The following is a 20,407-nucleotide window of genomic DNA, read 5'->3' as shown; positions in this document are numbered from 1 at the left end:
GTCCGATCGACAGATCCGATGCGGAGGGTGATCGCATGACGACTTCCCTGGATCGGACCTCGGGATCAAGCCCCATTCGGCGTAGGCTGAGCAGCGCAGAGTGTCGTTCAACCGCCCTTCCAGGCCGCTGTGAGATCGTCCGTGCAGAGGTGCCCCGGTATGCGATGCGAAAGGTGCTGACGCCATGACCACAGACGCGGCCGCTCGCGAGAGGGAAGCGACTTCTCCGGATGGTCCCGGAGAGTCGATCATCGACCAGTCCCCCCGCCGGAAAGTCGGGAACTCGGTCTATGTGTCGGTGCCGGGTCCGGTGCCGAAGATCAAGGCCAGGTCGCCCAAGAAGTAGGGGTCGACGTCGGCGCTAACCGAGGTTGATCGCATACTCCGCGGCCAGCTGAAGGCTGATCAGGAGCTGGTTGTTCCGTTCCGAATCCAGCTTGCTGATCAGCGACAGATCCCTGGGCGCGACCTCGTCGCCGTTCGGGTTGATGACGAACGTCGAGTTCAAGGTGATCGCTCCGACCGTCAGGACATCCGCGAGGTCGTCGCCGATGAGCTGATCACTCCCCGTCCCCGACATCAGGATCGGCGCGGCGAGGATCCCCCGCCAGATTTGGGCGATCGGTGACGGTGTCAGGTTCGCGGCTTGCGGAGCACCCGTGAAGATCGCCTGCGCGGCGGCGAAATCCGAGCCGCGGTCGATGGTGACGTGGTGCCGGAGCGACCATTCCTCGCGGTGCGTGTAGACGGACGTGCCGACCAGGTTGATCGTGTAGCGCCGCCGCCCCGTTTCCTGGTCCCGGGTGCGGAGCCACAGGAACAGACCGAAGTTCTCTCCCGTGTTGCCGCCCAGAACGTGATCGTCGTATTCCTGAGCGAATCCTCGGAGGACGTCGAGCGGGCCGCCCTCGATCTCGAGCGCGTCGTGGAGTCTCGTAGTCAGCTCTTCGGCGGCATCCCCGGCCGGGATCTCCGCGTGTGGCTCGCAGCCGGTCGCCGTGTAGCAGTCGTCCAGCGCCCTGGTCAGCCGCCGGCTGTAGACGAGCGAATCAGTGCTCTCCACACCGGGCACGTAGCGCTCCGGCTCCACGACCGCGAGCGCGAGATCGGAGATCGCCTGGTTCAGCTGTGAGTGGGACTTCAGGAAGATGGGTTTCAGTCCCAGCTTCTCCTCGAGGTACCGTGCAGAACTGATGGCGTACCGCGCTGCCTGAGTCGGCGACACGTCGTCCACCGCGGGCGGCACGACCAGGGAGAACCGCGGCGATGTCGCGGGAGCACTCTCGTAGAGAGGTCCGACGAGGTTCGGGTCGGACATGCTCAGTCCGATGAAGATGGTGCAAGCGTCCTCCAGGGACGCCGAAATGATCTCTCGTACCTGCGCGCCGTGCTTCAGGAATTGGGATTCGGTGAGGATGATCGGCTCTTCCGGGCTACGAGCCTGACGGACCAGACCGTGCAGGTGAAGGACACCCATGCGGTCCGGATGCTCGTTCCAGCTCTCCCATTCGTCACTTCCACCGGGCTTCATCGAGAAGGACTTGACGTGCTCCGGAGCGAAGTAGCCGAGTAAGGATTCTTCGAGGATGACGTCGAAATTCGTCGTCAGCAACCGGGTGTCCGCCCTCGTCGCGTAGGTCAGCCTGGCGATCGACTTCGCGAGCTCGCCGGGGACCACCTGCAGATCACGCTGATAGAGAGCGTCCCGGATGATTTCGTGGTCCTGGATGTTCCGGTTCTCGTCCTTGATGAGCTGCAGGACGATCTCGGCCTTCCGCATGAGGTCGACACCATCCCGGCTCGTGATCTTCCGGACTTCGGGATCGGCTATCGTCGCGGTCATCTTGTCGATCAACGAACGCCAGGACGGCAGACTGGAATTCATCGAGACGCCCGCACCCACGACGATGGTCAGCGACAGTTCGCGGGCGCGGACGGTTTCGAACAACTCCTTGAGGTACGGCTGGGCACGGAAGGAAAACGTGTCTCCCTTCTCGAATACGCCGGGGTCGACGATTTTCGAGCGGAAATTTCCGTGCATACCTGACCTCGCCGCGTCCCGCGGTGTCTTGCGAACCCTCGACACCCCACTCCCCGCTAGGTCGTGCACCGTCGAGAGGCCGTTACACCAGCCGGTTTCACCACACGATCGGCGGCCGACCGACAAAGGCACAAGACACGACCGACAATTGTCACGCTTTTGTCCAAGCCACCGGAGGCGGCTGCCGACGATCACGGGCGGGTCGGCTCCTCCGCGACGACGTCCTCGGCCAGCTTCCACCCGCCGCGGCGGCGCAGCACCACCCCGTAGTACCCCGCCGCCAGCACCACGATCCCCGCCGTGACGATCAAACTCGGCCGGCCCACCGCCGAGTCCAGCAAGTTCTGGTACACCACGAACACCAGCACGGCCAACGCCAGCACGGGCGCCACCGGGAACCACGGCATCCGGTACTGCGCGTGCGCCGTCGCTCCCGTGCGGCGGCCGTTGAGCGCTCCCAGGCACAAGGCCGCGTACACCGCCACGATCGATGTGCTCGTCACCACCAGCAGCAGCTTCGGGTCGGCGAAACACAGCAGTGCCGCCACCACTCCCGTCGCGATCGTTGCCACCCATGGCGTCCCGAAGCGGGGGTGGACCGCCGCCACCGCGCGGTTGATCGCGCCCGGCCAGGCTCGGTCGCGGCCGCTGCTGAACACCAGCCGGGAACTGATCAGGACGATCGCCAGCACCGCGTTCACGATCGCCAGCGCGACCGCCACGCTGATCACCGTGTCGAGCGTGCCGCCGCCGCGTGCGGAAATGAACTCCGACACCATGTTCTCCGCGCCGAACAGCCGGCCGAGGTCCGGCGCGCCCAGCAGCACCGCCGTCACCGGGACGAGCTCGGCGACCACCGTGATGCCGAGCGCCAGCAGGATCGCGCGGGCGATGCCGCGCGGGGCGTCCTGGGTCTCCTCGCCGAAGTAGACCGCCGAGCCGTAACCGTTGTAGGCGAACATCGCCACGGCCATCGCGATCGCGATGGCGCCGACCGTCGCCGGACCCCCGTCGGCCGTCACCGGATGGGCGAGCAGGTCGGTGAACGGCCGCGCCGGGTGCAGCAGGCCGAGCGCGCTGACCACGACCAGCGCGAGGATCTCGATCCCCAGGAAGATCCCGGTGACCCACGCGTTCAGCTTGATGTCGAACACACCGACCACGGCGGCCAGCACGCACGTCGCGGCGGCGACCGCCGGACCGGGCAGGCCGGGCCACAGCACACCCAGGTAGGTGCCGACGCCGAGCGCGATCACCGCGACGATCAGCACCTGCGTGATGATCATCAGGCCCAGCACGGCGAACCCGGGTAACCGGCCGAGCGTGCGCGCGACGATCGCGTATTCACCGCCCGCCAGCGGGAACGCCGACGCGAGCTCCGCGTAGACGAACGCCATGAACACGCCGACGACGGCCGCGGCCGCGAAGCTCAGGAACGCGCCGGTGCCGGCACCGGTCAGCACGCCCGGAGCGATGATGAACACCGAGGACGCGGGGCTGATCGCCGACAGTGTGATGAGCAGGGTGCCGAGGGTACGCAGCCCTCGGCGAAGAGCGGGGGTGGTCACGACCGGGCCTCCAGTTCTTCGAAGCTCCTTCGATAAACCAGGTGACCACGGATCAAAGGCGTTCACAGGCAACTAGTCAAGGTCTTGCTTTTTCCGAAGATCCTTCCAAGAATGACCCGCATGGCACGACCGAGCAGAGCCCCCGAACGACGGGCCGAGCTGATCGCGGTGGCGCGGCGCGCCGTCGTCGAACGCGGGGTCCTCAACCTGCGGCTGCGCGACATCGCCGACGGCGCCGGCCTGTCGTCCGGCTCGGTGCTCTACTACTTCCCCACCCTGGCCGACCTGCTGCAGGAGGTGCAGCACGAAGCCGTCGAACGGTTCTGCACCCAGCGCGAACAGGCTTCCGCACCCGGCACCCCGAGCGAACGCCTCCTCGCCACGATCCGCGGCGGCCTGCCGACCGGCCCGGACGACGAACTGTGCGTGCTGCTCTACGAACTCGGCACGATCGCCCGCCGCGACCCGGCGTACGCCGCCCGGCACGTCGCGCTCTACGAGCGGCAGGTGCGGATCTACACCGGCATCCTCGAGGCCGGCGCCGCGACCGGCGAGTTCACCCTGACCGACACCGCGGTGGCGATCGCGCGGAACCTCGTCGCCCTCGAAGACGGCTACGGCCTGCACCTCACGCAGGCCGTGCCGACGCTGGAGCGGGCCACCGCCGAAGCGATGCTCATGTCCTACGCCCGCACCGCCTGCGCCCTGGAGGAACCGTCATGACCCGCGCCCGCGACCTGGGCATCACGCTGCCCGGCCGGCCCGGCACGCACAACGCGCTCACCGACGTCCCCGGCGTCGAAATCGGCTACACGACGCTGGTCGAAGGCGACTCGGTGCGCACCGGCGTCACCGCGGTCCTCCCCCGCGGCCGCGACGGGTTCGCCGTGCCGTGCGCCGCGGGAACGTCCTCGCTCAACGGCAACGGCGAAATGACCGGCACCGCGTGGCTCGCCGAGACCGGTTCGCTCACCCTGCCGGTGCTGATCACCAACACCCACGCCGTCGGCGCGTGCCACCGCGGCGTGATCGACTGGGTGGTGCGCGAGCGCCCCGACGCCGCGGCGGAGTGGCTGCTCCCGGTGGTCGCCGAGACATGGGACGGCTACCTCAACGACATCAACGCCCCGACCGTCCACAGCGGACACGCGGTCGCGGCGATCAACGCGGCCCGCCCCGGCGCGGTCGAGGAGGGCTCGGTCGGCGGCGGCACCGGGATGACCTGCTACGGCTTCAAGGGCGGCACCGGCACGGCGTCCCGGATCGTCGCCCACGGCGCGGACGAGTACACGGTGGGCGCGCTGGTACAGGCCAACTTCGGCAGCCGCCGTGAACTCACCGTCGCCGGCGAGGCGATGGGAACGCGGCTGGCGGCCGACAACCCGATGGAAGCGTGGGCGGCCCCGGCCGGCGCGGGTTCGGTGATCGTCGTGGTGGGGACGGACGCGCCGCTGCTGCCCGGCCAGTGCACGGCGCTCGCCCGGCGCGTCCCGCTCGGGCTGGCCCGCACGGGCACGACGGGCTCGCACTTCTCCGGCGACCTCTTCCTCGCCTTCAGCACGGCCAACCCGGGCGCGCTGACCAGCACGTTCCCGCGAACGGCGGAGGCCGAGTACGAGAGCCTCCGGTTCGTGCCGTGGGGCCGGATCGACCCGTTCTTCGAAGCGGTGGTTCAGGTCGTCGAGGAAGCGGTGCTCAACGCGCTCGTGGCGAACCGGGAGATGACCGGCCACCGCGGCCGCCGGGTGCCCGCCCTGCCGGCAGCGCCCTGGCTCGACTGACCCTGACCGGGACGAAATCGGTGATCATCCCGATGGCGCGGAAGTCTCGCGCCAATACGGTCAAATCATGCGAAAAGCCCTTCTCGCCGGTCTCGCCGGCGCGCTCGTCGTGACCGCCGCTCCGGCCGCCACCGCCACCACGAGGCCCGAACTGCCCGCGCCGACCGGCCCGTACGCCGTCGGCAGCACCGAGTTGCACCTCGTCGACCACGCCCGGCCGGATCCGTGGGTCGCGGGCACGACACGGGAGCTGATGGTGACCGTCCGGTACCCGGCGCGCCCCGGCGGCGGCCCGAAAGCGCCCTACCTGACGCCGGGAGCCGCGGCGATCGTGGCCGACGAGGACGCCCGTCAGCTCGGCATCTCCGCCGACCGGCTCGACTACACGTTTCCCACGCACGCCCGCACCGGTGCTCCCGCCGCCGGCGGACCGCGTCCCGTCGTGCTCTACTCCCCCAGCGCCAAGTACCCGCGTTCGGTCGGCACCGCGCAGCTGGAGCAACTCTCGAGCGAGGGTTACGTGACGGTGGCGATCGACCACACCCACGAAGCGGCGGCGGTCGAGTTCCCCGGCGGCCGCGTCGAACGGCGGGCCCTGCCGCCGGGCACCGACGGCAAGCTGGTGATCGCCACCCGGGTGGCGGACGTCCGGTTCGTCCTCGACGAGCTGGAACTCCTTTCGCGCGAAGGAAACCCCGCCGGCCTTTCCCTCGACCTGACCCGGGTCGGCATGTTCGGCCACTCCGCGGGCGGGTTCACCACCGGCGAGACGATGGTGTCGGACCCGCGCATCGACGCGGGCGCCGACCTCGACGGCAGCATGGCGTACTCCCAGTCGGCCCGTGACTTCGGCCGCGTCGCGAACGAAGGGCTCGACCGGCCGTTCCTGCTGCTGAGCGCGGGTGACCACAGCGCGGCGTCCGACGCTTCGTGGCAGGAGTTCCTGAGCCACCAGCGCGGCCCGGTCCGCCAAGCCCACCTCGCGGACGGCGAGCACTTCAGCTACACGGACTACCAGGCACTCCTCCCCCGGCTCGGCTTGGACCCGGCGTCGATCGCGCCGTTCATCGGCACCATCGACGCCGGGCGGAGCATCGCCACGCAACGCGCGTCGCTGAGCGCCTTCTTCGCTCGATACGTCCCGCGGTGCGACGTCAGGTGAGCTGGAGGTAGTCGAGTTCGGCGTAGCCGGTGCCGCCGGCGAAGAACGGCGCGCCCTTGGCCAGCCGGATCACGTTGTAGCCCGCGTGCAGGCTCACGGACGTCGGAACCGTCCCGAACTGGCCCCAGCCGGCGGTCGGCGGGTAGCTCACCGTCGACCAGCCGCCGCCGTTGTAGGCCAGACCCTGGGTCGACGTCGCTCCGGTGCCGTTCGCGTACCCGATGGTCATCGTGTAGGTGCGAGCACTCGGGACGTTCACCACGAAGTCGACGTAGCTGTCGCTGCGCGGGTCACCGGAGTTGTCGATGCGGCCGACGTAACCGCCGTTGGACGCGCTGCCGCTCGACAGCCGCTGCGCGCGGAACACCGACGCGTTCTCGGCCTCGTACCGCTGCTGGTAGGCGGGCACGCCACTGGTCGGCTCGACGACCAGGTGGTACGCGCTCGTCGCGGACATGTTCGGCACCGGCACGGTGATCTGCCCGCCGGAGACGGTGTAGGTCGACGTCGAGATCGCGGTCGGTGCGGACACCGCAGTGAACCGCCCCGACGACGGCGTCGACTCCAGGGTGACGCGCACGGTGCCGCTGAGCCCGGTCACCCGCACCGAGTTGGTGCCCGACTCGTCACCGAAGACGACGTCGACGCGTTTGCGCGTGGAGTCGTAGGAGGCGAACCCGTCCAGGCCGGTCTGCGCGGGCGGAGTCGTGCTCACCATCGAGCCGGCCATGTCGCCGTACCACTTGTAGAGCCACCACGTCCCGGTCGGCTGGGTGTTGTTGACGACCAGGCCGTTCACGGTCCCGTACTCGTACCAGAACGCCCGGTCGGCGGCCGCCACCCCGGCGCGTTCCAGCTTGGCGACGTAGTTCGCCACCCGCCCGGGGACGTCGACCTCGTCGGTCCACGCGTACTCGTTGATGAAGATCTGCCGCGGGCTGATGCCGAGCGACGACTCCAGCGACCGGTAGGCCGCGACGTCGGCCGCGATCGCCGCACTGCTGTGGTTCAGCTCGTGCCAGACCACCAGGTCCGGCACGGTGTTCGTGCTCTTCGCGGCGGTCAGGAACACCCGCATCCGGGTGGCGTCCCAGCCCGAATACCCGGGGCCGGCGACCGGCGTGAGCGCGTCGCGGGTCCGGATCCGCTGGACCGTCCGCGCCCAGCCGGCGTTGAAGTCGCCCGCCGCCGCGGTGTTCCAGGTCCAGTCGGGCTCGTTCCAGATCTCCCACGCGGTCACGTTGCTCACCGAGGTGGCCGCGAGCCGCTTCGCGACCATGGTGTCCACTTTGGCCAGCCAGTCGTCCCAGCTCACCCACTTGTAGGGGAAGTCCCGGTAGATGTCCGGCATCCGGATCACCTGCGCGGCGCCGGCGCGGTCCGCCTGCGGCGCCACCTTCAGCGCGTCCCCGCCGGCCGGCTGGCCGTTCGGCTTCTGCCCGACGTCCGGCGGCGGCTGGGTGAGGGTGTTCAGTTTGAGGGGCAACAGGGTGGCATCGGCCGGGCGGCTGTTCTCGGCCAGCGCGTAGAGGCCGCCGGCGGCCGCGTGCGTGACCGGCCGGAACGGCGCCGCGGCGTTCACCACGAGGGTGTGCCCGGCGGCTTGGGCCGGAGCCACCACCGTGACGGCGGTGAGAACGGCGGCAGCGAGCGCGAGAGTACGTCGTGACATCGGTTCCTCGATCCTGACGGGGACGGGGTCACTCGGTGGTGGCGACCGGGATCCAGACCCGCATCGGGCCGGGAGTCCGGTTGCCCCACCGGAAATACGGGATCGCGGTCAGCTCGACCGGCTCGGCGGGAGCACTGGCACCGGCGCCGTACAGCTCGTCCGACGCGGGCATCTCGACGGAGCCCCGCGCGGTGAGGGTCACCGGCACGTCCGGCAGCCGTCCCTCGGCGAACCGCGCGTCCGGATCGATCCGGACGTCTTCCAGCGTCACGCCCTCGGGCAGATCGGCCTGCTCCAGGCAGTACACGAGCGGTCCCCGCGTCACGGCGACACAGCCGCGCACGGCGTCGATCCGCGGGTGCGGCCGGACGACGCGGGCGGGCATCGGCAGGTCCAGCGTCACCGTGGCGCCGGCGGTCCAGTCGCGGCGGACCTCGGCGTAGCCGTCGCGGACGTCCGCGGGCTCACCATCGATCAGCGCGCCGGAAGCCCAGCCCGGGATGCGCAGGGCCAGCATGAGCGCGGCGTCCGTCGTCACGGTCAGCTCGATCCGGCCGTCCCACGGGTACTCGGTGCGGGTGACGAGGTGGACGTCGGCACCGTCCACAGTGGTCCGCAGCGTCCCGGCGGTGTACAGGTGCACCTGCAGCCCGCCTTGGTCGGTGGTCGCCACGTACCCGGACAGCGACGCGACCAGCCGGGCGAGGTTGGGCGGGCAGCAGGCGCAGGAGTACCACGGCAGCCGCCGCGAGGGCGCGTCCTCGTGCGAACCGTCGTGACCGGTGCGCAGGTGCAGCGGGTTGGAGTAGAAGAAGTGCGTGCCGTCGAGTGCGGTCGAGCCCGCGATCACGTTGTACAGCGCGCGTTCCATCTCGTCGGCGTACTTGCGCTCGCCGGTCGCCAGCAGCAGCCGCCAGTTCGCCTGGAAGCTCGCGATCGCGGCACACGTTTCGCCGTACGCGCGGTCGGGCGGCAGCTCGTAGGGGTCGCCGAACGCCTCGTCGCGGTGGCGCGAGCCCTGCGCACCGGTCACGTAGGTCTTCGCGCCGAACGCGTCGGCCCAGACGCGGCGGGCAGCGTCCAAGAGCTGCTCGTCACGGGTCTCGACGGCGACGTCCACGACGCCGGCGAGCAAGTAGAGCTGACGCACGACGTGGCCGGCGACCTCGTCCGCGTCCCGCACCGGGACGTGGTCCTGGAGGTACCGCGGGCCGAACCGCTCGCCGTCGATCAGGCCGCGGCCGCGCAGGTCGAGGAACCGCCGCGCCAGGTCCAGGTACGGCCGATGGCCGGTCACCCGATACAGCTCGGCCAGGGCCGTCTCGATCTCCGGGTGCCCGTCGACGTCGTCGACGGTCGAAAACCGCTCCACGATCAGGTCCGCGAAGCGCCGGGCGACCGTGACGAGCTGCGCGCCCACCCCGGCCCGCGCGGCGGCGACGGCGGCCTGGATGAGGTGACCCGCGCAGTACAGCTCGTGGCTCCAGTGCAGTTCCCGCCACCGCAGTTCGGGCTTGTCGACGGCGAAGTACGAGTTCAGGTAGCCGTCCTCGCCCTGCGCCTTCGCCACCAGCGCGGCGGTGGTGTCCAGGAACGCGCGCAGCTCGGCGTCGTCCGGGGTCCGGCCGAGCTGCCAGGCGGCGGCTTCGAGGGTCTTGTATACGTCGGAGTCGGCGAACCACATGTTCCGGCGCGCGACCTCGACCTCGCCGGTGACGCGCCGGAGGTTGTCCAGGGCGCCCGCGGCGTCGAGCTGGTCGACGCAGTGCGGCAGGGTCCGGGTGGCGTTGCGTTCCTGCCAGCCGCCGAGCAGGCTGTCCGGCGCGAACGTGACCGCGCCGAGGAACAATGGCCGCAGGGCGGACGTCGCGGCGGACGTCGGGTGGGCGGGGCCGAGGATGCGTTCGGTCATCGAGTGCTCCTGATCTCAGCCCTTGAGGGCTCCCGAAGTGAAGCCGCGGACGTAGTACCGCTGCAGGACGAGGAAGACCGCCACGCACGGCAGGGCGGAGACCACCACCCCCGCTTGCAGGGCCCCGAAGTCGACCGAGCCGAGGCTGCCGGACTGCAGGTTGAACAGGGCGACCGGCAGCGTGAACTTCTCGCCGTCGGTGAGGAAGATCAGCGGCGCGACGAACTCGTTCCACGCCGCCAGGAACGAGAACAGCGCGATCGTGACGACGCCGGGGAGCACCCCGCGCAGCAGGACCCGGCGCAGCGCACCGCCAACGGAACAGCCGTCGATCAGCGCCGCTTCCTCGAGCTCGATCGGCAGCGCCTCGAAGGAGTTGCGCATCATGAACAGCCCGAACGGCAGCTGGAGCACGGCCATCACCAGGCCCAGCCCGATCAGCGAGTTCTGCAGGCCGAGCCAGCCGAGCAGGATGTAGAGCGGCACCAGGATCGTCGTGTACGGCACCATCAGGATGGCCAGCGTGACCAGGAACAGCAGGTTGCGCCCGGGGAAGGCGAGCCGGGCCATCGCGTAGCCGCCGAGCGTGGTCGTCACGACGGTGACGCTCACCGCGACGAGCGCGACGACGGTCGTGTTGACCAGGTAGGTGCCCAGGCCGGTGCCGTACTCGGCGAGCCGCCGGTAGTTGTCGGTCCCGGAGTCGCCGGCCTCGCGCCCGGTGAGCGACGAGTAGAGCGTCCAGAGCAGCGGCAGCAGGAACAGCACGGCCAACGCCGCGCTCGTGAGGTACCGGCCCGCGCCCCGGATCACCGGCCCTCCCGGCGGATCAGCCGCAGCTGGGCGACGTTGAGGACGATGAGCACGGCGAGCGTCGCGACCGAGATCGCGGCGGCCCGGCCCAGGTCCTGCGACAGGAACGCCTCGCGGTAGATGTCGATGACGACCGTGGCGGTGTCGTGCCGGCCGCCGGTGAGGATGAAGAACTGGTCGAACGCGAGCAGCGAGCCGGTCAGCGACAGCACCGCCGCGAGGGCGAGTGTCGGGCGCAGCAGCGGCAGCGTCACCCGCCAGAGGATCTGCCACCGGGTGGCGCCGTCGATGCGCGCGGCCTCGTAGAGCGCCGGGTCGATGCTCTGCAGGCCGGTCAGCAGGATGAGCATGTAGAACCCGGCGAACCGCCAGGTGATCATCCCGACCGTCGAGCCGAGCGCGCCGCCACCCGAGCCGAGCCAGTCCACCCGGCCGAAGCCGAGGAAGTCCACCAGGTGGTTGAGCGCGGACGAGTCAGTGTTGAACAGCCCGTAGAACAGCAGGCTGGTCGACGCGAGCCCGACCGCGCTGGGCAGGAAGAACACCGTGCGGACCACGCCGGTACCGGGCCGGTCGTGCTGGACGAGCAGCGCCAGCCCGAAGGCGACGACGCCGAGCACCACGGTCGTGACCAGCGTGTACTTCACGGTGAACCAGACCGCGCGCAGGAACAGCGGGTCGCCGAGCGCGTCGTAGTTCTTGACCCCGTTGGGCGCCGAGACGCCGACCAGCGGCCAGTGGTTGACCGACATCCACAGCATCAGCCCGAGCGGGATGACGAAGAAGACGGCGACCAGCACGGCCATCGGGGTGGCGTAGGCGATGCCCAGCCTGCGCCGGCCCCGGGCGATCGAGCGGCGGCGGGGCGCCGGCGCCGGGGTCTCCGGCGCCGACACCCGCGAAGACAACAGCGACACCATCGTCAGCTGCCGGCGAGGGACTCGGTGACGGCCGCGTTGTGCTGCTTCAGGATCGAGCCGACGTCGCCACCGCCGAACACCGCGTCGATCACCGTCGCGGTCCAGGGACCGTTGGTGTCGTTGAACGTCTTGCCGAAGTTGACCGAGATCGGTGTCTGGCCCTGGCCGGCGAGGCGGTTGAACACGCCGAGCCGCGGGTCCTGCTTGGCGTAGGTGTTGTCGGCGAGGTCGGAGCGGACGGTGATGTTCTTGCTCTTCGCCACGACGTCGACCTGGGCCTGATCCGACAGCGTCCAGGCGATGAAGTCCCACGCGGCCGCGGCGTGGGCGCTGTTGCTGCCGATCCCGACGACGTCCCCGCCGACGAACGACGAGCTCCCGCCGGTCAGGCCGGGGATCGGCGCGACGCCGACCTGCAGGCCGGGCCCTTCCTTGATGCCCTGCAACGCGGTCGCGCCCATCGGCTGGATGCCGATCTTGCCGTCGAGGAACGGCTGGGTCCACGTCGGCCCGGACTCGTTCTTCGCCGACTGCGGCACGACGCCGTCCGTGTAGAGCTGCCGCAGCAGCGAGTACACCTGGGCGGCCTGCGGGCTGTCGAGCGTGGCCGCGGTGCCCTGGTCGTTGAGCACCGTGCCGCCGGAGGCCCAGATCATCGGCCAGCTGGTGAACAGCTGGCACCCCGGGCAGGCGCCGCCGAAGAAGTAGCCCTTGACGTCCCCGCCGAGCGCGGCGATCTTGCGCGCGGCCGCGGCCAGTTCGTCCAAAGTGGCCGGTGGCTTCGCGGGGTCGAGGCCGGCGCGGGTGAACAGGACCTTGTTGTAGAAGACCGCGGACAGGTCGATGTCGTGCGGCACCGCGTAGTGCTTGCCATCGAAGGTCGCCGCCTTCATGTGCGCCGGGGCGAGGGCACCCTTGAACGCCAGCTGGTTCACGCGGTCGGTCAGGTCCAGGAACAGGCCCTTGGCCGCGTAGTTCGGCGCGTAGACGACGTCGGCGGCCAGCAGGTCCGGCAGCTGCCGCGCGCCCGCGGCGGTGCCGACCTTCTGCTGGTAGGAGTCGGCGGGGAAGACGGTCAGCTTGACCTTGTTCTTGTGGCTCGCGTTGTAGGCGTCGATCAGCGTCTGGCTGAAGGTGGCCGTCGGCGACCGGGTCCACATGGTGATCGTGGTGCCGTCGTCCACCCCGGCGGTGTCCCCCGCCGCCGGCCCGGACGGCCCGCTCTGGCAGGCCGCGAGGACGAGCACGCCCGCGAGGGCGGCCACGACCCGCCCGGTCCTGGTTCGGATGTGCGAAGTCATCGACTCTCCTAACGGGAGGCCGCCGCCGGTGAACGTCAAGGAGGAAAATTCGGAAACCGGTTGCCGACTCAAGTTAGGCTCCTCCTCACGGGTGCGTCAAGCGCCATTTGCACCACAGTGTCGGCGTTGCTGGTGGTCGTCGACCGAGGCCGGAGGTACTGTGCCACCATGCCCCCGAGGAAACTTTCGGAAACTCCCGGAAACACCGCCAAGCCGGCCACGATCAGCGAGGTCGCGCTGCTGGCCGGCGTCTCGGTCGGCACGGCGTCGAAGGCGCTCAACGGCCGCGGGTCGCTCCGCGCCGAGACCCGGCAGCGCGTGCTGTCCGCCGCCGAACAGCTGGGCTTCCAGGCCAACCGGGCCGCCGTCACGCTCAACTCGGGCCGCACCTACACCGTCGGCATGATCACCACCGACACGATCGGCCGGTTCAGCATCCCGCTGATGATGGGCGCGGAAGACGCGCTGGGCGCCGGCGAGATGTCGGTCTTCCTCTGCGACGCCCGCGACGACCCGATCCGCGAGCAGTACTACCTGCGCACGCTCCTGTCGCGCCGCGTCGACGGCATCATCGTCACCGGCCGCCGCACCCAGGCCCGGCCGCCGATCGGCGAGGCCCTGCCCATCCCCGTGGTGTACGCGTTCATCAGCTCGGCCGACCCGCACGACTGTTCCGTGGTACCGGACGAGGCGGGTGGCGCCCGCAAGGCCGTCGAGCACCTCCTGGCCACCGGACGGCGCCGCATCGCCCACGTCACCGGCCCCGAGCACCACCATTCGGCGACGGTCCGCGCTTCGGCCGCCACCGAGCGGCTGGGGGAAGCCGGGCTCGAGCTCGTCGGCGCGCCGACGTTCGGCGAGTGGAGCGAGGCATGGGGCCGGCAGGCGGTGCGGATGCTGCTCGGCGCGGGCACGGAGTTCGACGCGGTGTTCTGCGGCAGCGACCAGATCGCCCGCGGCGTCGCCGACGCGTTGCAGGCGGCCGGACGGCGCGTGCCCGGCGACGTCGCGCTGGTCGGCTTCGACAACTGGGACGTCATGGCGCTGGCCTGCCAGCCGCCGCTGACGAGCGTCGACATGGAGCTCGAGGCGCTCGGGCGGACCGCCGCGGACCTGTTGCTGGCGGCGATCAACGGCGCACCTTCACCCGGCCGGCACACACGGCCGTGCCGGCTGGTGATCCGGGATTCGACCGCGTAGGTCACCGCCGGGTCCACTGCTGGTTGGCCCCGCCGCCGCAGGTCCAGAGGATAATCTTCGTGGCGTTGGCGGTGCCGGCATCGCTCGCGTCCAGGCACAGCCCGGACAGCGCGTTGGCGATGGTGCCGTTGCTGTTCAGGGTCCACTGCTGGTTGCGCTGGCCGTTGCAGTCCCAGATGACGACCGCGGTGCCGTTGGACGTGCCGTTGTTGTAGGCGTCGAGGCATTTGGTGCCGTTGACGACGAGCTGCCCGCGGGCCGGCGTCCACGTCTGGTTGGGCCCCGCAGCGCAGTCCCACAGCTGGGCCTGGACGCCGTTGGCGATGCTGTTGTCATCGACGTCGAGGCAGCGGCCCGACTGCGCGCCGACCACCTGGACGCCGGCGGTGCCCGGCAGCGGCAGGATCGCGATATCGGTGACCGGCGGTGAGATGCCCGTGAACGTCATGGAGTTCGTCCCTTTGCCCAGCGAGACCAGGGCGGAGACGGTCTTGGCCACTCCCCCGGTCGCCGGGAACGCGACGACGGTCGGCTGCTGACCGTTGACCGCGAGGGTCGGCGTCTGCGTGGTGGTGGAGCTGTAGGTGAAGGTCGCGACGGCCAGACCTGTTGCGGCCGCGGTGAAATTGGGTCCGGAGTGCGTCGACGCGGCGTCGGTTCCTTGCACGGTCAGGAGCACCGAGTCATTGGCCGGGACGCTCACACTGTATCCGGTGGCGAAGCTGCCGTTGTCCTTGGCGGCCCAGAGGTTCCGCACGTTCGCCGGCGCCGCGGTCAGGCCGAGGTCGGCCCAGCGCGCGGTCATCGTGGCCGCCTTGGACGTCCGGTTGAGCAGCAGCACGGCGCGTTTTCCTTCGCCGGCGAGGACTTTGCCGTAGACCTGCAGCCCGGCGGCATCCTCGGCGACCTTCACGCCCTGCAATCCTCGTGGATCCTGGTCGACGGCGACGACTTCCCGGTTCTTCAGGATCGACGCGGTTTCCGCGCTCATCGTCGCGAGGTTGTTGCCTGCCAGCAGAGGCGCGCCGGAGATCGCCCACATGCCCAGTTCGGTCCGGCCCTGGGCGGCGGAGAGTCCGGGCATCCCGACGGTGAGCATGTCCGGGTCGTTGACGTACCCGGTGTGCTGTGACACGGGGTGCTGCGCCTGGTCGAAGTTGGTCAGTGCTTGAGGGAGGGTCGCGGTCTGGCCGTAGTAGATGATGTCCGTGCTGGTGCGCCACATCGGGGCGGTGCCGGCGCCCCAGTTCCACGGGTTCTTCTTGCCCCAGTCGCAGATGGACAGGGTGAGCGTGCGGCCGGTTTGTGTGGTGGCGGCGCGATTGGCGTCGCTGAGGGCCCGGTAGGTGCTCGCCGGGTCGAGGCCCTCGGCGTCGCCGCCGCACCAGTCGACCTTGACGAAGTCGAAGCCCCAGCGTTGGAATTGCAGCATGTCCTGGAGGTAGTGGCCTTCACTGCCGGACCCGGGCGCCGCGGGGCGGCCGGTCGGGAAGTAGTAGCCGCAGCCGTCACGGCCGGCGTCGGTGTAGATGCCGGCTTTCAACCCTTTGGCGTGCAGGTAGTCCGCGATCGCCTTCATCCCGCCGGGCCATTCGGTTTGGTCGACGGTGATGTTTCCAGCGCTGTCGCGGGTGCCCTGCCACCAGCCTTCGTCGATGTTGACGTGGGTGTAGCCGGCGTCCTTCAGGCCGGTCGAGACCAGTGCGTCGGCCTGCGATTTTATGACGTTGTAGTCGATCTTGGCGGCGAAGGAGTTCCAGGAGGCCCAGCCCATGACGGGTGGCGGAACCGCCTGTTCCGCGGCACTCGCATTGCCTGCCGCCAGGAGGGTTCCGGCCAGTAGCAGGAGCGCGGTCAACGTGGTGCGCAGCTTCATTGCTTCGCTCCGGCTTCGTTGTTAGCGTTAACATTCGTTGATACGGGTGAATTGTTGACCTCCGATGGTTGCTGCGTCAAGCGGCAGATGGCGGAAGTCGTGGGCTGGGTTCTCAAGATGCGGCTTCGCCGGGGCGTGGGAAATCGGCGCTTCGTGTTGTTGCTTCCTGCTCGGCGCGGGAGCGCCGATTCCCCACGCAACGGTGCCCCTGCCGCGGTCTCGCTTGATCATCCTTTCGAGTGATGACATGTGTTCGAATGTTGGTAATCTTGGTGTGTGGACAGTGAAGCGGTGTGGAAAGCGGATGCGGTGGCCCTGGCCGACCGCATCTCCGCGCTGCTCACTTCCATGCGCTCCTTGGAAGCCGAGATCGGCTCTCTGCTGGTGGAAATCGAGTCCCGCGGTGTGATGGAACTCTTCGGATACCGTTCTGCCGCAAGGCTCTTCGAGCACCTCGCCGACATTCCCAAGTCCGCTGCCGAGACCGTGGTCAAACGAGCCCGCGCTCTCACCCCCAGCCACACCCTCGACGGCACCCCCATCCCCGCCGTCGCCCCCGCCACCGGTGTCGCCGCTTCCGACGGTCGGCTAAGCACCCCGATGATCGACACGATCGTCGGCGTAATGACCCAGATCCCACCCGAGCACCGCGACGAGGCCGAACAGCACCTGCTCACGTTCGCCTCCGAGGCCGGCCACAAACAGGTCGCCGCGCTGGGCGCCCGCATCCTGGCCCACCTGGACCCCGACGGCACCGAACCCGACGAGACCGAACCGGCCACACCCAGCCGCGAGTTATCGTTGCGGCGCAAGAGAACCGGGTTCTGGGAGCTGAACGGCCGTTTCGACGACGAGACCGGCGCCCGAGCCAGCGCCCTGCTGGACTCCCTGGCCCAACGCCGCACCACCGACGAAGGCCCAGACTTGCGTTCCCCACTGGAACGCTACGGCGACGCCTTCTCGGACGCGATCGATCTGGCGTTCAATTCCCCGGAGTTGCCGCTGCAGGCCGGCGAACGAGCCCACGTGATGATCGCGGTGTCGCTAGCGGACCTGAAGTCCGGCCTCCCCACAACAATCCTCGACGACACCGACACTATGCCCGCTGCCAGTCAGGCCACGTTCGGCGAATCCTGGACCCGGGCCAAGGCCGCCGACGGCCGAGCCACCCTCGGCAACTCCGGCGCCAGGCCCAAGCCCGCTGCCGGTCAGGCCGCCTCGGGCGGCACCGGCGCCAGGCCCAAGCCCGTTGCCGGTCAGGCCGCCTTCAGCAGCACCGGCACCATGCCGACGCACGCTGCCGGCAGAGCCACGCTCGGCAACACCCGCACCACCCCCAAGCCCGGCACCAGCCGAGCCACCCTCGGCGACCTCGGCACCATCTCCGCAGCCGAAGCCCGCATCCACGCCTGCGACTGCATGCTCATCCCCGCAGTCCTCGGTGGCAAGAGCGAACCCCTTGACCTCGGCCGCCAACGCCGCCTCATCTCCACCCCACTCCGCCGAGCCCTGTACCTGCGCGACCGCGGCTGCGCCTTCCCCAGCTGCCATCGCCCACCCCGGCACTGTCAAGGTCACCACGTCCGCCACTGGGCAGATGGCGGCCCGACCGAGCTGGGCAACCTGGTCCTGATGTGCGCTCACCACCACCGGCTACTGCACCGCTCTGGTTGGCAGGTGAGGATCGCCGCCGACGGGTTGCCCGAGTTCCTGCCACCGGTGTACTTGGACAAACGCCGAAGACCCAGGCGCAACAACCTCCACCAACCTCTGCCATTCGCAGCATGAACGGGAAAGGCCCGCAGCCAACCGGCTACGGGCCTACACCCATGCCCAAGACGCAGCACAGCGCCGCCGACGAGCACGCAACATCCCAAGCGCGGTGCCGATCAGGGCCGAAGACACCGACAGGTCCAGGGGATTCAGCGAGCCGAGGCAGGACTTTAGAAGCCCGCGAACGGCAGTGCCCGCCCATGTTCAGCAGCAACGAATCGAGCGAGCCAGCGCCCAGCCATGGCGAGAAATGGCCATCGCGACCCCCCGCAGCTACGGTTCGCCGCACAACCCAGGCCCACCGCCGCGACGGCGCCCAGTCGGTGCAAGCACCAGCGCGACCTAACTTTCCCCAAGGGAAGCCACCAGTCCCCAGCGGCGCCCACTCGTAGCCGGCGCCGCGCGTCCTCGCCCCGCGCGAGGGAAGAAACCCGGCCACAACGGCGCGGCGAAAGCGTCACCAGCCAAGCACGACCACAGTCCCGGCTCAGCCCCAGGTCAAGAACCGATAGTGCAGCCCGGTAGAAGACTCCTGCCACTCCCCCACGGAATCCGGCGCGCGACCCACCTCAGGCGCCCGAGTATCGCCCTCGAAGCTCTCCCGGATCTCCGTCACCACGATCCGATCCGCGAACGGCAACGCCGCCCGATACACCGCCGCACCGCCGATCACCCACCCGTCCCCCGACACCTCCGCGAGCGCCGGTGCCAAGGAGGAGAACGTCTCCACCCCCTCCTGCCGCGCCCGAGACAACACGAGGTTGCGCCGCCCCGGCAATGGCCGGAACCGCGGCGGCAACGACTCCCAAGTACGCCGTCCCATCAGGACAGTCGCGCCCGCTGTCAACGTGCGGAAGTGCTTCAAATCCTCCGGCAGGTGCCACGGCAACGCCCCATCACGGCCGATCACCCCGTTCGCCGACTGGGCCCAGACCAGACCGATCACACCGCCACCGGGGCCTTGATGCCGGGATGCGGGTCGTAACCGTCCAGGGCGATGTGCTCGTACGTGTACTCGAACAGGCTGTCTGCGGGCTTCAAACTCAATGTCGGGAACGGCCGCGCGTCGCGGGCCAGCTGCCTGCGGACCTGGTCCTCGTGGTTGTCGTAAATGTGGCAGTCGCCGCCGGTCCACACGAAGTCGCCGACGCCGAGGCCCACCTGCGCGGCGATCATGTGCGTCAGCAGCGCGTAGCTCGCGATGTTGAACGGCACGCCGAGGAACAGGTCCGCACTGCGCTGGTACAGCTGGCAGGACAGCTCGCCGTCCGCCACATAGAACTGGAAGAACGCGTGGCACGGCGGCAGCGCCATCCGCGGGATGTCCGCGACGTTCCACGCCGACACGATGATCCGGCGCGAGTCCGGGTTCTCGCGCAGCGCGCGCAGCACCTCGGCGATCTGGTCGATGTGCCCGCCGTCCGGGGTCGGCCACGAACGCCACTGGACTCCGTACACCGGGCCGAGGTCGCCGTCCGGTGCGGCCCACTCGTCCCAGATCGTCACGCCGTTCTCCTGGAGCCACTCGACGTTGCCGTCGCCGCGCAGGAACCACAGCAGCTCGTACGCGACCGACCGGAAGTGGACCTTCTTGGTCGTGACCAGCGGGAAGCCGTCGGCCAGGCGGTAGCGCAGCTGGTGTCCGAAGATCGACCGCGTGCCCGTGCCGGTGCGGTCCGCCTTGCGGGCTCCCGTGTCGAGGACATGGCGGAGGAGGTCTTCGTACTGCGTATCGGGCATGCCCGGGAGCCTAGACGAGCCGCTCCAAGTAGGCCCGCAGCATCACCTTGAGGTGGTCGAGGAGTCCCGCGGCGCCGTCGGGATCGGCGCGGAACGCCTCCTGGATGACGGCGTCGGCGGCCAGGAACGCGGTGCGACACGCCGTCGCGGCCTCGGCGTCGTCGCGGAGCACGCGCTGGGCGACGAGCACGCGGTGCACGCCGGTGGCCATCACGCGCTTGTGGGCGACGTCGGCCTCCCGCGTCGCCTCCGTCAGCCCGCGGCCCAGCCAGAGGGCGCGGAACCCGGGTTCGGCTCGGTAGAGCGCGGCGAACGCGTCGACGAGCAGGCCGACGGGGTCGTCCCAGGTCTCCTTCGCCGCCTGGTCGGCGAAGGACGTCATGAGCTCTTCGAGCCGGGCGAGGTAGCCGTCGGCCAGGGCCTCCGTGATGGCGTCGCGGTCCGGCAGGTACTGGTACAGCGCGCCCACGGAAACGCCGGCCGCGGCGGCGACCCGGGTCGTCGTCAGGGCCTCGACGCCCTCCTCGGCGAGCAACCGGTCGGCCGCCTCCAGGACCCGGGCCAGCTTCTCCCGGGCCCGGGCCTGACGCGGGACTCGCCGCGGCATCCGCCACTCCAAACCTGAACGTGACTTTGTTTCGCATTTAT

At 69.7% G+C, this 20,407-nt stretch carries 16 protein-coding genes; 5 read left to right on the top strand and 11 right to left on the bottom strand.

The annotated features are described in order from the left end of the window. Positions 1-361: 361 nt before the first annotated feature. Positions 362-2,236 (bottom strand): SIR2 family protein, encoded by a 1,875-nt coding sequence (locus QQ657_RS29965; protein WP_284745609.1) that lies wholly within the window; start codon positions 2,234-2,236, stop codon positions 362-364. Next, complete coding sequence (locus QQ657_RS29960) at positions 2,233-3,609, bottom strand: APC family permease (RefSeq protein ID WP_284745608.1); 1,377 nt, start codon at positions 3,607-3,609, stop codon at positions 2,233-2,235. Before QQ657_RS29960 ends, QQ657_RS29965 begins: the two co-directional genes overlap by 4 nt. Before the next feature lie 120 nt (positions 3,610-3,729). On the opposite strand from QQ657_RS29960, the gene QQ657_RS29955 reads away from it, so the two are divergent. From QQ657_RS29955 to QQ657_RS29945, 3 genes are all read left to right on the top strand, one after another. Next, positions 3,730-4,332 (top strand): TetR/AcrR family transcriptional regulator, encoded by a 603-nt coding sequence (locus tag QQ657_RS29955; protein ID WP_284745607.1) that lies wholly within the window; start codon positions 3,730-3,732, stop codon positions 4,330-4,332. Continuing rightward, positions 4,329-5,390, top strand: a complete 1,062-nt coding sequence (locus QQ657_RS29950) for a DmpA family aminopeptidase (RefSeq protein WP_284745606.1) — start codon at positions 4,329-4,331, stop codon at positions 5,388-5,390. The genes QQ657_RS29955 and QQ657_RS29950 overlap by 4 nt, the downstream gene beginning before the upstream one ends. 67 nt (positions 5,391-5,457) lie before the next feature. Then, positions 5,458-6,552: an alpha/beta hydrolase family protein gene (locus QQ657_RS29945; RefSeq protein ID WP_284745605.1), complete on the top strand. Its 1,095-nt coding sequence runs from the start codon at positions 5,458-5,460 to the stop codon at positions 6,550-6,552. On the opposite strand, the gene QQ657_RS29940 is transcribed toward QQ657_RS29945, so the two are convergent. Genes QQ657_RS29940 through QQ657_RS29920 form a run of 5 tightly spaced genes read right to left on the bottom strand, consistent with a single transcriptional unit; the run spans position 6,545 to position 13,170 of the window. Next, entirely contained in the window at positions 6,545-8,224 is a 1,680-nt protein-coding gene (locus QQ657_RS29940) for a carbohydrate-binding protein (protein WP_284745604.1), read from the bottom strand. The genes QQ657_RS29945 and QQ657_RS29940 overlap by 8 nt on opposite strands. A 28-nt stretch (positions 8,225-8,252) precedes the next feature. Beyond that, on the bottom strand, positions 8,253-10,136 hold the full coding sequence (locus QQ657_RS29935) for a glycoside hydrolase family 127 protein (RefSeq protein WP_284745603.1): 1,884 nt from the start codon (positions 10,134-10,136) through the stop codon (positions 8,253-8,255). 15 nt (positions 10,137-10,151) lie between these two features. Beyond that, a complete protein-coding gene (locus QQ657_RS29930; protein WP_284745602.1) occupies positions 10,152-10,949 on the bottom strand; it encodes a carbohydrate ABC transporter permease in 798 nt (265 codons plus the stop codon). Then, positions 10,946-11,869 carry a carbohydrate ABC transporter permease gene (locus tag QQ657_RS29925; protein ID WP_284745601.1) on the bottom strand — a complete coding sequence of 308 codons (924 nt, stop codon included), beginning with the start codon at positions 11,867-11,869 and terminating at the stop codon, positions 10,946-10,948. The genes QQ657_RS29930 and QQ657_RS29925 overlap by 4 nt, the downstream gene beginning before the upstream one ends. Before the next feature lie 2 nt (positions 11,870-11,871). Then, on the bottom strand, positions 11,872-13,170 hold the full coding sequence (locus QQ657_RS29920) for an ABC transporter substrate-binding protein (RefSeq protein ID WP_284745600.1): 1,299 nt from the start codon (positions 13,168-13,170) through the stop codon (positions 11,872-11,874). 168 nt (positions 13,171-13,338) lie between these two features. On the opposite strand from QQ657_RS29920, the gene QQ657_RS29915 reads away from it, so the two are divergent. Next, on the top strand, positions 13,339-14,370 hold the full coding sequence (locus QQ657_RS29915) for a LacI family DNA-binding transcriptional regulator (protein ID WP_284745599.1): 1,032 nt from the start codon (positions 13,339-13,341) through the stop codon (positions 14,368-14,370). Between the two features lies 1 nt (position 14,371). Here QQ657_RS29915 and QQ657_RS29910 read toward each other — a convergent pair whose 3' ends face one another. Beyond that, positions 14,372-16,246, bottom strand: a complete 1,875-nt coding sequence (locus tag QQ657_RS29910; RefSeq protein WP_284745598.1) for an RICIN domain-containing protein — start codon at positions 16,244-16,246, stop codon at positions 14,372-14,374. Between the two features lie 276 nt (positions 16,247-16,522). On the opposite strand from QQ657_RS29910, the gene QQ657_RS29905 reads away from it, so the two are divergent. Next, a complete protein-coding gene (locus QQ657_RS29905; RefSeq protein ID WP_284745597.1) occupies positions 16,523-18,034 on the top strand; it encodes an HNH endonuclease signature motif containing protein in 1,512 nt (503 codons plus the stop codon). 472 nt (positions 18,035-18,506) lie between these two features. Here the strand turns inward: QQ657_RS29905 and QQ657_RS29900 are convergent, their stop codons facing one another. The 3 genes from QQ657_RS29900 to QQ657_RS29890 are packed head-to-tail and all read right to left on the bottom strand — an operon-like array spanning position 18,507 to position 20,366. Next, on the bottom strand, positions 18,507-18,965 hold the full coding sequence (locus tag QQ657_RS29900; protein ID WP_284745596.1) for a dihydrofolate reductase: 459 nt from the start codon (positions 18,963-18,965) through the stop codon (positions 18,507-18,509). After that, positions 18,962-19,759, bottom strand: coding sequence for a thymidylate synthase (locus tag QQ657_RS29895; protein ID WP_284745595.1), 798 nt, complete (start codon positions 19,757-19,759; stop codon positions 18,962-18,964). Before QQ657_RS29895 ends, QQ657_RS29900 begins: the two co-directional genes overlap by 4 nt. Before the next feature lie 10 nt (positions 19,760-19,769). Continuing rightward, positions 19,770-20,366, bottom strand: a complete 597-nt coding sequence (locus tag QQ657_RS29890; protein ID WP_284745594.1) for a TetR family transcriptional regulator — start codon at positions 20,364-20,366, stop codon at positions 19,770-19,772. Between the last annotated feature and the right edge of the window lie 41 nt (positions 20,367-20,407).

The sequence above is a fragment of the Amycolatopsis ponsaeliensis genome (assembly GCF_030182635.1).
GTDB classification, from domain to species: Bacteria; Actinomycetota; Actinomycetes; order Mycobacteriales; family Pseudonocardiaceae; genus Amycolatopsis; species Amycolatopsis ponsaeliensis.
The sequence above is the reverse complement of the archived record's forward strand: the minus strand, read 5'-3'. Positions and strand labels throughout refer to the sequence as shown.